Annotated in this window: 12 protein-coding genes; 9 read left to right on the forward strand and 3 right to left on the reverse strand. The window is 65.6% G+C overall.

The genetic code is table 11. The annotated features are described in order from the left end of the window. Window positions 1-159: 159 nt before the first annotated feature. Together rho and AC13EK_RS04895 are read left to right on the forward strand one after the other, a co-directional pair. Window positions 160-1,416, forward strand: coding sequence for a transcription termination factor Rho (gene rho / locus AC13EK_RS04890; protein ID WP_004209171.1), 1,257 nt, complete (start codon window positions 160-162; stop codon window positions 1,414-1,416). Between the two features lie 116 nt (window positions 1,417-1,532). Beyond that, window positions 1,533-2,252 carry a YjbE family putative metal transport protein gene (locus AC13EK_RS04895; protein WP_004209170.1) on the forward strand — a complete coding sequence of 240 codons (720 nt, stop codon included), beginning with the start codon at window positions 1,533-1,535 and terminating at the stop codon, window positions 2,250-2,252. Window positions 2,253-2,291: 39 nt separating this feature from the next. Here the strand turns inward: AC13EK_RS04895 and AC13EK_RS04900 are convergent, their stop codons facing one another. The 3 genes from AC13EK_RS04900 to AC13EK_RS04910 all read right to left on the reverse strand — a co-directional run bounded on the left by AC13EK_RS04900 (window position 2,292) and on the right by AC13EK_RS04910 (window position 5,134). Continuing rightward, window positions 2,292-3,341, reverse strand: a complete 1,050-nt coding sequence (locus AC13EK_RS04900) for a phytanoyl-CoA dioxygenase family protein (RefSeq protein ID WP_081331851.1) — start codon at window positions 3,339-3,341, stop codon at window positions 2,292-2,294. A 120-nt stretch (window positions 3,342-3,461) separates the two neighbouring features. Next, window positions 3,462-4,433, reverse strand: a complete 972-nt coding sequence (locus AC13EK_RS04905; RefSeq protein ID WP_170828797.1) for a quinone oxidoreductase family protein — start codon at window positions 4,431-4,433, stop codon at window positions 3,462-3,464. Then, window positions 4,433-5,134, reverse strand: a complete 702-nt coding sequence (locus AC13EK_RS04910; RefSeq protein ID WP_069338941.1) for a dienelactone hydrolase family protein — start codon at window positions 5,132-5,134, stop codon at window positions 4,433-4,435. Before AC13EK_RS04910 ends, AC13EK_RS04905 begins: the two co-directional genes overlap by 1 nt. 164 nt (window positions 5,135-5,298) lie before the next feature. On the opposite strand from AC13EK_RS04910, the gene AC13EK_RS04915 reads away from it, so the two are divergent. The 7 genes from AC13EK_RS04915 to pepN all read left to right on the forward strand — a co-directional run bounded on the left by AC13EK_RS04915 (window position 5,299) and on the right by pepN (window position 13,812). Further along, window positions 5,299-5,556, forward strand: a complete 258-nt coding sequence (locus tag AC13EK_RS04915) for a DUF6489 family protein (RefSeq protein ID WP_004209166.1) — start codon at window positions 5,299-5,301, stop codon at window positions 5,554-5,556. After that, window positions 5,557-6,843: a tRNA uridine-5-carboxymethylaminomethyl(34) synthesis GTPase MnmE gene (gene mnmE, locus AC13EK_RS04920; protein ID WP_069338940.1), complete on the forward strand. Its 1,287-nt coding sequence runs from the start codon at window positions 5,557-5,559 to the stop codon at window positions 6,841-6,843. Between the two features lie 89 nt (window positions 6,844-6,932). Further along, a complete protein-coding gene (mnmG, locus tag AC13EK_RS04925) occupies window positions 6,933-8,783 on the forward strand; it encodes a tRNA uridine-5-carboxymethylaminomethyl(34) synthesis enzyme MnmG (RefSeq protein ID WP_069338939.1) in 1,851 nt (616 codons plus the stop codon). Further along, window positions 8,780-9,421, forward strand: a complete 642-nt coding sequence (rsmG, locus tag AC13EK_RS04930; RefSeq protein ID WP_069338938.1) for a 16S rRNA (guanine(527)-N(7))-methyltransferase RsmG — start codon at window positions 8,780-8,782, stop codon at window positions 9,419-9,421. Before mnmG ends, rsmG begins: the two co-directional genes overlap by 4 nt. After that, window positions 9,418-10,200 (forward strand): ParA family protein, encoded by a 783-nt coding sequence (locus tag AC13EK_RS04935; protein WP_004209162.1) that lies wholly within the window; start codon window positions 9,418-9,420, stop codon window positions 10,198-10,200. The genes rsmG and AC13EK_RS04935 overlap by 4 nt, the downstream gene beginning before the upstream one ends. Continuing rightward, window positions 10,197-11,126, forward strand: coding sequence for a ParB/RepB/Spo0J family partition protein (locus AC13EK_RS04940; protein ID WP_010335757.1), 930 nt, complete (start codon window positions 10,197-10,199; stop codon window positions 11,124-11,126). Before AC13EK_RS04935 ends, AC13EK_RS04940 begins: the two co-directional genes overlap by 4 nt. Before the next feature lie 82 nt (window positions 11,127-11,208). Then, window positions 11,209-13,812, forward strand: a complete 2,604-nt coding sequence (pepN, locus tag AC13EK_RS04945; RefSeq protein ID WP_069338937.1) for an aminopeptidase N — start codon at window positions 11,209-11,211, stop codon at window positions 13,810-13,812. The last annotated feature ends 5 nt before the right edge of the window (window positions 13,813-13,817 follow it).

The following is a 13,817-nucleotide window of genomic DNA, read 5'->3' on the forward strand; positions in this document are numbered from 1 at the left end:
ATAGGGAAATGTCCTCGCTTGACTTGAGGGCCGGGCGCTCGCTAAACGCCGACTATTCCCCTCGCCCGTCCGGCGCGAGGCTTTCCCGAGACATTGACCGGGCAAAATCTCCTTTCTTACCCGGCTATTCTATCCCTCACTCCATCGGACCGACTCGCAATGCATCTCAAGGACCTCAAGAAGACAGTTCCCGCCGACCTCGTCACCATGGCGGAAGAACTGGGCGTCGAGGGCGCATCGACCCTGCGCAAGCAGGATCTGATGTTCGCCATCCTGAAGGCCGAGGCCGAAAATGGCGCGCAGATCATGGGTGAGGGCACGATCGAAGTGCTGCCGGACGGCTTCGGCTTCCTGCGCAGCCCGGAGGCGAATTTCCTGGCCGGTCCCGACGACATCTATGTCTCGCCGAACCAGGTCCGTCGCTTCGGCCTGCGCACCGGCGACACGGTCGAGGGCGAGATTCGCGCGCCCAAGGATGGCGAGCGCTATTTCGCCCTGACCAAGCTGCTGTCGGTCAATTTCGATGATCCGGACGTCGTCCGCCATCGCGTCAATTTCGACAACCTGACCCCGCTCTATCCCGAGCAGAAGCTGCGCCTCGACACGCTCGATCCGACCATCAAGGACAAGTCGGCCCGCGTCATCGACATCGTCTCGCCGCAGGGCAAGGGCCAGCGCACGCTGATCGTCGCGCCGCCGCGCGTCGGCAAGACGGTGATGCTGCAGAATATCGCCAAGGCCATCACCGACAATCATCCCGAAGTCTTCCTGATCGTCCTGCTGATCGACGAGCGTCCGGAAGAAGTCACCGACATGCAGCGCAGCGTGAAGGGCGAGGTCGTTTCCTCGACCTTCGACGAGCCTGCCACCCGCCACGTCCAGGTCGCCGAAATGGTGATCGAGAAGGCCAAGCGCCTGGTCGAGCACAAGAAGGATGTCGTCATCCTGCTCGACTCGATCACCCGCCTCGGCCGCGCCTACAACACCGTCGTGCCCTCGTCGGGCAAGGTGCTGACCGGCGGTGTCGATGCCAACGCGCTGCAGCGCCCGAAGCGCTTCTTCGGCGCCGCGCGCAACATCGAGGAGGGCGGTTCGCTCTCGATCATCGCGACCGCGCTGATCGACACCGGCAGCCGCATGGACGAAGTCATCTTCGAAGAGTTCAAGGGCACCGGCAACTCGGAAATCGTGCTGGACCGCAAGGTTGCGGACAAGCGCATCTTCCCGGCGCTGGACGTCGGCAAGTCCGGCACCCGCAAGGAGGAACTGCTGGTCGAGAAGCCGACGCTCAGCAAGATGTGGGTGCTGCGCCGCATCCTCATGCAGATGGGCACGGTCGATGCGATGGAATTCCTGCTCGACAAGATGAAGGATTCCAAGACCAACGAGGATTTCTTCGCGACCATGAACCAGTAAGCGCGGTGGCGGCTGCGCGGATGTGCAGCCACCCTGCCATATATTTTGCGGTGAGAGCCGGGCCATGTATATGGTCCGGCTTTCTTCATTTTCACATACAGGGACGTTAGGCCGTCATGCTCGACCTTATCGCCACCGCCGCTTCGGCCGCCCAGGGGCTCGGTTCCCCGGCGGATATCTGGCAGCATATCGTCAACGACTTCAGCAATATCGGGACGCCCAGCGCCCTGGCCGCCTTTGGCCAGGTGCTGATGATCGATATCCTGCTGGCGGGCGACAATGCGATCGTCGTCGGCGCGCTGGCCGCCGGCCTGCCGCCCAAGCAGCGCCAGCAGGTCATCCTGATCGGCATCATCGCTGCGCTGGTGCTGCGCATCGGCTTTGCGCTGGTGGTCAGCCAATTGATGCAGATTGTCGGCCTGATCCTGGCCGGCGGCCTGCTGCTGCTGTGGGTCAGCTGGAAGATGTGGCGCGAATTGCGGCCCAATGCCGGCGCGCATACGCCTGACGATCCGAGCGACGATGATGTATCGGGCGTGCGCCCGGCCAAGAGCTTTGCCGCCGCCGCCTGGTCGGTGGCGATCGCCGACGTCAGCATGAGCCTGGACAATGTGCTGGCCGTGGCCGGTGCCGCGCGGGAGCATCCCGGCATCCTGATCATCGGCCTGATCCTGTCGGTGGCGATGATGGGCATCGCGGCGAACATCATCGCCAAATATATCGAACGCTTCCGCTGGCTGGCCTATCTGGGCCTGGCGGTGATCGTCTATGTTGCCTGCTCGATGATCTATGACGGCATCATGGATCGGTCGGTGGGCATATTGACGCTCTTCTGATCGATCTGATCGACGCTATCGCAATCGGCCCGCCCACGCTCAGTCGTCGGCGGGCCTTTTCATGCCGGCGGGCCGCCAGGGGTGGCCGATCCAGCGTGCCACGGCATCGCGCAGCCCCCAGCGCAGGTTGATGCGCCGTTCGGTGATTCCGGGCAGGCTCCAAATGTCGAGCCCCACCAGCGGGCGGAAGGGGTTGCGCCGGCCATAGGCCCAGAGTTCGACGCGGGTGGAACGCTGTGCCGCTTCGCCCCGCGCATGGAAGCCGAATGTGTCGGCGATCACCAATGTGTTGGCAGGGACCGGAAACTGGCGCGGCGGGGGGAGGCCAAGACCGGCCAGTTCCGCTTCGTCGATCCGCAGCGATCCGCGCGCCGACAGGCGGCAATCGCCATCACGCGCTGTCAGGCTGCGCTGTTTCTCCCACGCCGCGCGTGCGGGGGTCAAGCGATGCGATCCGGGCACATAGGTGAAGGGACCGCCTTCGGCCGGGACATCCTCCAAGAACAGCCAGGCCTTCATCGCGGGATGGAAGGTATCGGCATGCAGTTGGGTCTGAGGATCGGGCGCGCCGTCCCGTCGATGGGTGAGAATGGTCTGGATATAGATCAGCGGCTCGACGTTGAAGCCGGCGGCATAGCGCGCCAGCGCGCGCCAGCGGGGATGATCGAGAAAGCGGGCTATTGCGGGCATGGCGCGCCGTGCAGCGCCGTCCAGTGCGTAACGGCGGGTGATGGTATGGCCTTGGACCATTTCACGTGGAACAGCCTGATAGGCCGCAATCTGCTCGCGCAGGGCGGCAAACTGCTCCGGCGGCAGGAAGTCGCGAATCTCGATGAAACCGTCGCGATCAAAGGCATGACGATCGGCTGCGGAAAGATCTGCGGCGAGACGCAAGCGACGACGGGCTGTCATCCATTGGGCGAGCCTGACGCGCCCGACATGGAGGCCCAGCGCATTGAGCCGGGACGAACCGATCAGCGGATTATCGATAAAGGATTTGGCACCGGTCGCCAGCTGCACGGTCCACCATGGTAGCAGGATCAGCTCGGCCAATCGGGGCATGTTCTTGTTCTTCCGGGACGGCTGCATCTCCTGTCGGATACTGCAAATGGCGATCAATAGGGAAGGGCGGGCAGACCGCCTGCACAAAAAAAGGGACGGCATGTGCAAATGCCGTCCCTGATGGGATTATGTAGATGAGCCAGCGGCTTAGGGGATCAGGATGGTGCTGCCGGTCGTCTGGCGCCCTTCCAGAGCACGATGGGCGTCCGCAGCGTCGGTGAGAGCGAAGCTCTGGCCGATCTGGGCCGATATGATGCCGCGTGCCATACGGTCGAACAGTCGTTCGGCGGTGTTGGCCAGATCTTCCGCCGTCGCGACATAGTCGAACAGGGTCGGGCGGCTGACATAGAGCGAGCCGTTGCGGCTGAGATCGAGCAGGCTGATCGGCGGGACGGCACCCGATGCATTGCCATAGCTGACCAGCAGGCCGCGGCGGCGGAGGCTGGCGAGCGATGCGGCCCAGCTATCCTTGCCGACGCCATCATAGGCAACGGCGACACCCTTGCCGTCGGTCAGGTCGCGCACCTGCGCCGCCAGATCGTCGAGCGGGCCGAACAGGCTGTGGTCGGCTTCGACCCTGGCCGCCTTTTCGGGCGATCCGCTATGGGCGATCACGACCACGCCCTTGTCGCGCAGCCAGGGCACCAGCACCGATCCCACGCCGCCGGCGGCGGCATGGACCAAGGCGACATCGCCGGGCAGCAGGTCGATCATGTCCTCGGCCAGATAACAGGCGGTCATGCCCTTGAGCATCATTGCGGCGGCATCGCGGGTGCTGATCGCATCGGGGATGCGTACGACCCGATCGGCCGGGACGATGCGGTGGGTGGCATAGGCACCCAGGCCGGCGGCGCAGCCGACCTTGGCGCCCACGGCAATGCCACTGACGCCCGCACCCACCGCAACGACATGGCCCGCACCTTCCGATCCCAGCGTGAGGGGCAGGGGGGCGGGGTAGAGGCCGGTGCGATAATAGGTGTCGATGAAGTTGAGACCGACCGCATCCTGCGTGATCAACACCTCGCCTTCACCGGGCGTGCCCGGATCGAAACTTTCGCGCTCGATCGCCTCGGGCCCACCATGGGCCCGGACGATCATTCGCCATGCATCACCCGACATCAGGCGAGCGCCTGCGCGAAGAAGTCGGCGGTGCGACGGTCGGCCAGCTGGGCGGCTTCCTCGACCCGGCGATCGCCCATCTCGGCAGCGAAACCATGATCCAGCCCTTCATAATCATGCAGGGTGACGTGGCGGTTGTCCTTCAGCCCGTCATGCATCTTGGCCTGAACGTCGGCGGGGACGAAGCCGTCATTTGTCGGGATATGCAGCATGGTCGGCTTGCCGATGGCATGTTGTTCGCCCAGCAGCCCGTCGATGCCCACGCCATAATAGCCGACAAAGGCATCGCCATCGGTGCGGCAGGCGGTCATGAAGGCGACGCGGCCGCCCAGGCAATAGCCGACGACGCCGACCTTGGCCGGGCTTTCCAGCATCGCGCGCGCGGCGCGGATGGTCGCCTCGATATCGCGGACGCCCTGATCCTGGTTGAAGCGGGGGATATAGGCGAGTGCCTGCTGCATCTGTTCGGGGATGTCAGCGTCCAGCTCGATATGCGGATCGATGCGCCAGAACAGGTCGGGCGCGATCGCCAGATAACCGGCGCGGGCCCAGCTATCGCATTTGCGACGGATGCCTTCATTGACGCCGAAAATCTCCTGGATGACGATGATCGCCGCCTTGGCTGGGCTGTCGGGCGTGGCGACATAGGCGTCGAACTGGCCGTCGCCTTCCAGCGTCTTGATCGGAATATAGTCTGCCATGGGATATCCTTCCGCCTTGGGAGTCTGTTAGGTCGAGGCGCATATTGGCGCCTTGGGCGAGGGGTGCAAGCGCGCTGTCACGCCCAAAAAATTTGCCATCGCCGGCCTGTTTGCGGCATGAGATGGAGCGACAGGCGGATGACCGCGACAGGGAAGGGCAGCAGATGAAAGTGACCGTCGACGTGGATTGCACCCCGGCCGAGGCGCGCGCCTTTCTGGGCCTGCCGGACGTCAGCCCCATCCACGACAAATATATCAAGACCATGTTGGACAGCATGGATGGCATTGGCAGCGTCGAGCAGATGGAGACGCTGTTCAAGAGCTTCTCGCCGATGGGCGATGCCGGCGTGCGGCTGTTCAAGCAGATGATGGATATCGGCCTGTCCGGCATGGCGGGCAAGAATGGCGACAAGAAGGATTAAGTGAGCGAGACGATCTTCGCCCTGTCGAGCGGTGCGCCGCCGGCGGGGATTGGCGTGGTGCGCGTCAGCGGCCCGAGGGCGGGCGCGGCGTTGCAGGCACTGGCCGGGCGACTGCCCACCCCCCGCATGGCGAGCCTGGCGCTGCTGAGCGATCCGCGCGACGGTACGCCGCTCGACCGGGCGCTGCTCTTGTGGTTGCCGGGACCGCGTACCGTCACCGGCGAGGATATGGCTGAGCTGCATTGCCATGGTGGCCGTGCAGTGATCGCGGCGGTCGAGGCGGCGCTGGGCGCGATGCCAGAGTTGCGCCGCGCAACTGCGGGCGAATTCACCCGCCGCGCCTTTGCCCATGGCCGCATGGACCTGAACGAGGTGGAGGGACTGGCCGACTTGCTGGCGGCCGAGACGCAGCAGCAGCGGCGCGCGGCGCTGGCGATGATGGAGGGCCATTTCTCGCAGCGGATCGACGGCTGGCGCATGCGGCTGCTCGACCTGTCGGCAATGGCCGAGGCTGCGCTCGACTTCTCCGACGAGGATGATGTGCCCGACGCCGATATCGAGGCGCGGATCGGGCAGGGGGTGATGGCACTTGCGGACGATGTCGGTGCGTTGCTGTCGGCGCCTTCGGCCGAGCGGCTGCGCGACGGCATCCGGGTGGTGCTGGCCGGGCCGCCCAATGCCGGCAAGTCGACCTTGCTCAACCGGTTGGTGGGACGCGAGGCGGCGATCGTGTCCGATATTGCCGGCACCACCCGCGACCGGATCGAGGTGCCCGCCGCGATTGGCGGCACCGCCTTCCTGTTCACCGACACGGCCGGGCTGCGCGAGGAGACTGGCGACGCGATCGAGGCGATCGGCATCGACCGCGCACGGGCGGCGCTGGAGGCGGCGGATATCATCCTGTGGCTGGGCGAACCGGCCGAGGCACCGCGCGAGGATGCGCTGCTGATCGCGGCGCAGAGCGATGTCGCGCTGTTCGGTCCCGAGCGGCCTGGCCTTCGCTTATCGGCGCGGACGGGCGAGGGGATGGATGCGCTGGTGGCAATGCTGCTCGATCGGGCGGCGACGCTGCTGCCGGGCGAGGGCGACTATGCCCTGCATGCGCGACAGCGGGACGGCGTGCGGGCTTTGCATGACCATCTGATCGCGGCAGGCGCGGCCCGTGATCTGCTGGTATTGGCGGAGGAATTGCGCCTGGGGCGGCGGACGATCGATGCGCTGACCGGACAGGCGGGGACCGAGGATATGCTCGATCGCCTCTTCTCGGGATTCTGTATCGGGAAGTAAGCGAAATTTCCGCGTGTGATGGCTGATAGTGCGATGTTCCACGTGGAACGCTTTTGACCGCGGGCCCCTGAATCTGATATGGGGCCGCCATGCGAACAAGCTATGATGTGATCGTGGTCGGTGGCGGCCATGCCGGCTGCGAGGCGGCCGCTGCGGCAGCGCGCAAGGGCGCAGCGGTGGCGCTGCTGACCTTCGAGCGGGCGACCGTGGGTGCCATGTCCTGCAACCCGGCGATCGGCGGTCTGGGCAAGGGCCATCTGGTCCGCGAGGTCGACGCGCTCGACGGCTTGATCGGCCGCGCGGCTGACGCCGGAGCGATCCATTATCGCATGCTCAACAGCAGCAAGGGCGCCGCCGTGCAGGGGCCGCGCGTGCAGGCCGACCGCAAGCGCTACAAGGCGGCGATCCACCAGATGCTTGACGCCCAGACGGGGCTGGAGATTGTTGAGGGCGAGGCGGTGGGCCTGATCGTCCGCGAGGGCGCGGTGGCCGGTCTGGCGCTGGCCGATGGCCGGACGCTGGCGGCGCCCTCGGTCGTGCTGGCCACCGGCACCTTCCTGGGCGGCAAGTTGTTCCGGGGCGAGGATATCGATGTCGGCGGTCGTACCGGCGAGCGGGCAGCAACCGCGCTGGGCGTGCAGTTGCGCGAGATCGGCCTGCCGATCGGCCGGCTGAAGACCGGGACGCCGCCGCGCATTGACGGCCGCACCATCGACTGGGCGGTGCTGGAGGAGCAGGCGTCGGACGGCGCGGGCTGGACCATGTCGCCGCTGTCGGATCATCGGCCGCTGCCGCAACTGGCCTGTGCCATCACCCGCACCAATGAACGGACCCATGCGATCATCCGTGAAGGGCTGGGGCGATCGCCTTTGTTCAGCGGCGCGATCGAGGGGCGGGGACCGCGCTATTGCCCGTCGATCGAGGATAAGGTGATCCGCTTCGGCGATCGCGACGGCCATCAGATCTTCCTGGAGCCCGAAGGGCTGGACGATGCGCTGGTCTATCCCAATGGCATCAGCACCTCGCTGCCGGCTGATGTGCAGTTGGCCATGGTGCGCTCTATGCGCGGGCTGGAGCAGGCGGGGATCGTCGTGCCCGGCTATGCGGTCGAATATGACCATATCGATCCGCGCGCGCTGGATGCCAGCCTGGAAGTGCGGGCATTGCCCGGCCTCTTCTGCGCGGGGCAGATCAATGGCACGACCGGCTATGAGGAGGCGGCCGCGCAAGGGCTGCTCGCAGGCACCAATGCTGCGGCGCGGGCACGTGATGAAGCGCCGATGATTCTCGACCGGGCCAGTTCTTATATCGGCGTGATGATCGATGATCTGGTGCTGCAGGGCGTGACCGAACCCTATCGGATGCTGACCGCACGGGCCGAATATCGGCTGCGGCTGCGCGCCGACAATGCCGAGACGCGGCTGGGCGACATCGGCCTGGCCCATGGCATCATCGGTTCGGATCGGGCGGCGCGCTTCGCCGCACGGGCCAGTGCGCGCGCCGCGATCGAAGCGGAACTGGCGCGCCCCTTTACCGCGACCGAGATGGCGCGGGCAGGGGCAGCGGTGCGGCAGGATGGCGCGCGGCGCAGCCTGTTCGAATGGGCACGCTTCCCCGAAGTGCAGGCCGATTTGCTGGTGACGCTGGCGCCGAGCCTGGCAGAGGCGCCCGCCGACCTGCGCGCCGAGATTTTGGAGGATGCCCATTATGCGCCCTATCTCGAACGACAGGATGCGGAGATTGCCGCCCTGCGTCGGGACGAGCGTGTGGCCATTCCGGCGGACTTCGACTTTGCCAGCGTCGGCGGTCTGTCGACCGAGATGATCGAGCGACTGGACGGGGCCCGTCCGGACACGCTGGCCGCTGCGGGCCGTATCCGCGGCATCACCCCGGCGGCGCTCGCTGCCATCCTTGTCCATGTGCGGCGGAAGGCAGCATGACCGAAGACGAAGCGCGGGCCTGGCTCGACGCGCATTTTGATGTTCCACGTGAAACATGGGATCGGCTGGAGCGCTATGTGTCGCTTTTGCTGTCCGCGATGGACGAGCAGAATCTGATCGCCGAATCGACGCGGCCCCATGTCTGGGCGCGGCACATCGTCGACTCGGCCCAGCTGCTGTTGCACGCGAAGGATGCGGGGGAGGGGCCTTGGATGGACCTGGGTTCCGGCGCAGGCCTGCCCGGCATCGTCGTCGCCAGCATGTCCGACCGGCCGCTGATCATGGTCGAATCGCGCCGCAAGCGGATCGACTTCCTCAATGATGTGATCGCGGAGCTGGGACTGAGCAACGCCTCCGTCTTTGGCGGGCGGGTCGAGGTCGCGCCGCCGACCACGTCGGCCGTTATCAGCGCCCGCGCCTATGCGCCGCTGCCCAAATTGCTCCAGTCGGCGCAGCATCTGTCCGATGAAAAGACGATTTGGGTGCTGCCCAAGGGACGAAATGCGCAGAATGAACTGGAGGCCGCGCGTCCGGCATGGCAAGGTGCGTTTCATGTGGAACGCAGCGTGACCGACGCCGACAGCGCCATCATCGTCGCGCGATCCGTCAAACCTGTCAAAAAGAAGGGTCGAGGATGATTTGTATCGCCATCGCCAATCAGAAGGGCGGAGTCGGCAAGACCACCACGGCTATCAATCTGGCGACCGGCCTGGCCGCAACGGGGCTGCGCGTGCTGCTGGTCGATCTCGATCCGCAGGGCAATGCCTCGACCGGGCTGGGCGTCAACCATGCCGATCGCGAACGGTCGAGCTATGACCTGCTGGTCGGCAATTGCGAACTGGACGAGGCGGTCGTCACCACCCGCGTGCCCAAGCTGGACCTGATCCCGGCGACCCAGGATCTGTCCGGGGCGGAGATCGAGTTGATCGATTATGAGCAGCGCACCCACCGGCTGGAGCGGGTGCTGGCCGAGGCGCCGGCCGGGCGCTGGGACATCTGCCTGATCGACTGCCCGCCCTCGCTCGGCCTGCTGACGGTCAATGCGATGGTGGCGGCGCAATCGCTGCTGGTGCCGCTGCAGTGCGAATTCTTCGCGCTGGAGGGCCTGTCCCAGCTATTGCAGACGGTCGAGCGCATCCGCAGCCGGTTCAACACCGGCCTGTCGATCCTGGGCGTGGCGCTGACCATGTATGACCGTCGCAACCGGCTGACCGATCAGGTCGCTGACGATGTGCGCGCCGTGCTGGGCGACCTCGTCTTCACCACCGTCATTCCGCGCAATGTGCGCCTGTCCGAGGCGCCGAGCCATGGCGTGCCGGCGCTCATCTATGATTTCCGCTGTTCGGGGTCGGAAGCCTATATGCGTCTGGCGCGCGAATTGATCGCGCGTCTTCCCCGGCAGGAGGTAGCGGCTTGAGCGACGAAATTGGGGAAAAGCAGAAGCCGGTAAAGCGGCCGCACGGTCTGGGCCGTGGCCTGTCGGCGCTGCTGGGCGATGTCAGCCGGGAAGAGCCGGTGGCAGCGAGCGCCAACAGCGCCGCGCCGTCGAGCAAGGCGGTGCAGAATATCGAGGTCGCGCTGATCCAGCCGCACCCCGAACAGCCGCGTCGTCATTTCGACCAGGACGCGCTGCAGGAGCTGGCCGACAGCATCGCCAAGCGCGGCGTGATCCAGCCGATCATCGTCCGCCCCCATGGCGGCGGTTTCCAGATCGTCGCGGGGGAGCGGCGCTGGCGCGCTGCGCAGAAGGCGCAGCTCCATCGCATCCCGGCGATCGTGCGCGACTTCGACGAGCAGGAAACGCTGGAAATCGCGCTGGTCGAGAATATCCAGCGCGAGGATCTCAATCCGATCGAAGAGGCCGAGGCCTATCGCAAGCTGATCGGCGAATTCCATCATAGCCAGGAAGCGCTGGGCCGGATCGTCGGCAAGTCGCGCAGCCATATCGCCAATCTGATGCGCCTGCTCGACCTGCCCGATCCGGTGCAGCAGGCGGTGTCGCACGGGCGGATCAGCATGGGTCATGCCCGCGCGCTGATCGGCGTGCCGGGCTGCGAATCGATGGCGCTGATGGTCGAGCAGAAGGGGCTTTCGGTCCGCGAGACCGAGCAGCTGGTGCGCAAGACCAAGAAAGGCGAGGATGCCGAGCCCAAGTCGCGCGGCGCAACTCCCGGTGGCAAGGATGCCGATATCGCCGCGCTGGAACAGCATCTGGCCGATATTCTCGGCCTGAAGGTCGAAATTGCCGACAGCGGTGACGGGCCGGGCACATTGTCGCTGCGCTATTCGACGCTCGACCAGCTCGACATGCTGTGTCAGCGCCTGTCGGGCGAGCGGATCTAAAAAAGGCGCATCGGTTCGGTTCCGGATGAGGGGGACGTGCAAAGCGCTTCCCCCTCACAGAATCAGGCACTAGGCTGGTGCCATGGCCGATATCCAATCCACCCAAGCCGCCGCTCCCGCCATCATCCGCCGCGCCGATTATCGCGTGCCCGACTGGCTGGTCCCCGACATCGCCCTCGACTTCGACCTGGATGCCGCGCGGACGCGGGTCTGGTCCGACATGTCGGTGGCGCGCAATGGCGACCATGATCGGCCTCTGCGGCTCGACGGCGACGAACTGGTGCCGCTGGCGGTGAAAGTCGACGGCCGCACCCTCAACGAAACGGAATGGATGCTGGAGGCCGGCGCGCTGGTCGTCCCGCTCGGCGGCGCGACGCACAAGGTGGCGGTGCTGGTCGAGCTGGCGCCCGAGAGCAACAGCAAGCTGATGGGCCTTTATGCCAGTGGCGGGCTGCTCTGCACCCAGTGCGAGGCGGAGGGCTTCCGCCGCATCACCTTCTTCCCCGACCGGCCGGATATCCTGTCGCGCTATAGCGTGAAGCTGACCGCCGACAAGGCGCGCTACCCGATCCTGCTCGCCAATGGCGATCCGGTCGAGCAAGGCGATCTGGAGGACGGCCGCCACTGGGCGCTGTGGAATGATCCTTTCCCCAAGCCTTGCTATCTCTTCGCGCTGGTCGCCGGCGACCTTGCCTGCAACGCCGACCGTTTCGTAACGATGAGCGGGCGCGAGGTGGCGCTGGGCATCTGGGTGCGCGAGGCCGATCTGCCGCGCACCGATCATGCGATGCAGGCGCTCAAGAACAGCATGGCTTGGGACGAGCGCGTCTATGGCCGCGAATATGATCTGGACGTGTTCAACATCGTCGCGGTGGCCGATTTCAATTTCGGCGCGATGGAGAACAAAGGCCTCAACATCTTCAATTCGCGCTATATTCTCGCCGATCCCGAGACCGCGACCGACATCGACTATGATGGTGTCGAGGGCGTGGTGGCCCACGAATATTTCCACAATTGGTCGGGCAATCGCGTCACCTGTCGCGACTGGTTCCAGCTGTCGCTGAAGGAAGGCTTCACCGTCTTTCGCGACCAGAATTTCTCGGCCGACATGGGCAGCCATGCGGTCAAGCGGATCGAGGATGTGCGCATCCTGCGCGCGGCCCAGTTCCAGGAGGATTCGGGGCCCCTGGCGCATCCGGTCCGGCCAGAATCCTATATGGAAATCAGCAACTTCTATACGGCGACCATCTATAACAAGGGCGCCGAGCTGATCCGCATGATGGCGCTGATGCTGGGGGCCGAGCGCTTCCGCGCTGGCACCGACCTCTATTTCGACCGGCACGATGGCGAGGCGGCGACCTGCGAGGATTTCGTCCGCGCGATGGAGGAGGGCGGCGAGATCGACCTTGGCCAGTTCCGCCGCTGGTATGAGCAGGCGGGCACGCCCCATGTCCGCGCGCTGCTGAGCCATGATCCGGTCAGCCGCACCGCCGAGCTGTTGCTGGAACAGAGCGTGCCGCCGACGCCGGGCCAGCCCGACAAGCGGCCGATGGCGATCCCGCTGCGCGTCGCGCTCTATGATCCGGCGACCGGCAACCATCATGGTGATGAGCTGCTGATGCTGACGGAGGCGCAGCAGCGTTTCACGTTCGACAATTTCGCCAGCCTGCCGATCCTGTCGATCAACCGCGGCTTTTCCGCGCCGGTGATCGTCGAGACCAACCGCAGCCAGGCGGACCTGGCCTTCCTGTCGGCGCATGATGATGATCCCTTCGCCCGCTATGAGGCGATGCAGCAGCTGATGGTGAATGTGCTGGTCGGCCAGGTGGCGGGCCAGAGCGTCGATGTGAGCGCGGTGGTCGACGCGGTGCGCAACACCATCACCGATCCGCTGCTCGATCCGGCTTTCGTCGCGGAGGCTGTGCGCCTGCCAAGCGAAGCCTATCTGGGCGACCAGATGAAGCAGGTGGACCCGGACGCGATCCATGCCGCCCGCGATGCCCTTCAGACGCGCCTGGGGGCCGACCTGGAGCCGCTGTGGCGCGATATTCATGCCAGAACCAAGGCGAACGGCTTTGCGGTCTCTCCGGCCGCCAAGGGCGCGCGCAAGCTGCGCAATGTCGCGCTGCTCTATCTGGTCGCCTCGGGCGCGGAGGATGGCCCGGCGATCGCCTATGCCCAGTATAGCGACGCCGACAACATGACCGAGCGCCAGTCGGCGCTGGCGACGCTGGCAAGTGGCACCAGCCCGGAACGGGAGGCGGCGCTCGACATCTTCTATAATCGCTACAGCGACGATGCGCTGACCCTGGACAAATGGTTCCAGACCCAGGCCTTCGCCTTCCATCCCGATACGGTGGAACTGGTTGCAGAGCTGGGCCAGCACAAGGCGTTCACGCTCAATAACCCGAACCGGGTGCGGTCGCTCTACGGCGCCTTTGCCGGCAACCAGTGGGCGTTCCACCACAAGTCGGGCAAGGGCTATCGGCTGGTCGCCGACTGCATCATCGCGCTCGACAAGCTCAATCCGCAGACCGCCGCCCGGCTGGTGCCGCCGCTCGGTCGCTGGAAGCGGTTCGATGAAGGCCGCGCCGCACAGATGCGGGCGGAACTGCAGCGCATCCTGAACGAGCCCGGCCTGTCCAAGGATGTGACCGAGCAGGCGAGCAAGAGCCTGGAGGGATAAGGGAA

Source organism: Sphingobium sp. L-44, from assembly GCF_056859495.1.

Excerpts from the sequence above, each read along its gene's own strand:
- AC13EK_RS04895 (WP_004209170.1), top strand. The coding sequence starts at position 1,533 with ATGCTCGACCTTATCGCCACCGCCGCTTCGGCCGCCCAGGGGCTCGGT.
- AC13EK_RS04910 (WP_069338941.1), bottom strand. The coding sequence starts at position 5,134 with ATGGCAGACTATATTCCGATCAAGACGCTGGAAGGCGACGGCCAGTTC.
- rsmG (WP_069338938.1), top strand. The coding sequence starts at position 8,780 with ATGACCGAAGACGAAGCGCGGGCCTGGCTCGACGCGCATTTTGATGTT.
- AC13EK_RS04915 (WP_004209166.1), top strand. The coding sequence starts at position 5,299 with ATGAAAGTGACCGTCGACGTGGATTGCACCCCGGCCGAGGCGCGCGCC.
- AC13EK_RS04900 (WP_081331851.1), bottom strand. The coding sequence starts at position 3,341 with ATGCAGCCGTCCCGGAAGAACAAGAACATGCCCCGATTGGCCGAGCTG.
- rho (WP_004209171.1), top strand. The coding sequence starts at position 160 with ATGCATCTCAAGGACCTCAAGAAGACAGTTCCCGCCGACCTCGTCACC.
- pepN (WP_069338937.1), top strand. The coding sequence starts at position 11,209 with ATGGCCGATATCCAATCCACCCAAGCCGCCGCTCCCGCCATCATCCGC.
- mnmG (WP_069338939.1), top strand. The coding sequence starts at position 6,933 with ATGCGAACAAGCTATGATGTGATCGTGGTCGGTGGCGGCCATGCCGGC.
- AC13EK_RS04905 (WP_170828797.1), bottom strand. The coding sequence starts at position 4,433 with ATGTCGGGTGATGCATGGCGAATGATCGTCCGGGCCCATGGTGGGCCC.
- AC13EK_RS04935 (WP_004209162.1), top strand. The coding sequence starts at position 9,418 with ATGATTTGTATCGCCATCGCCAATCAGAAGGGCGGAGTCGGCAAGACC.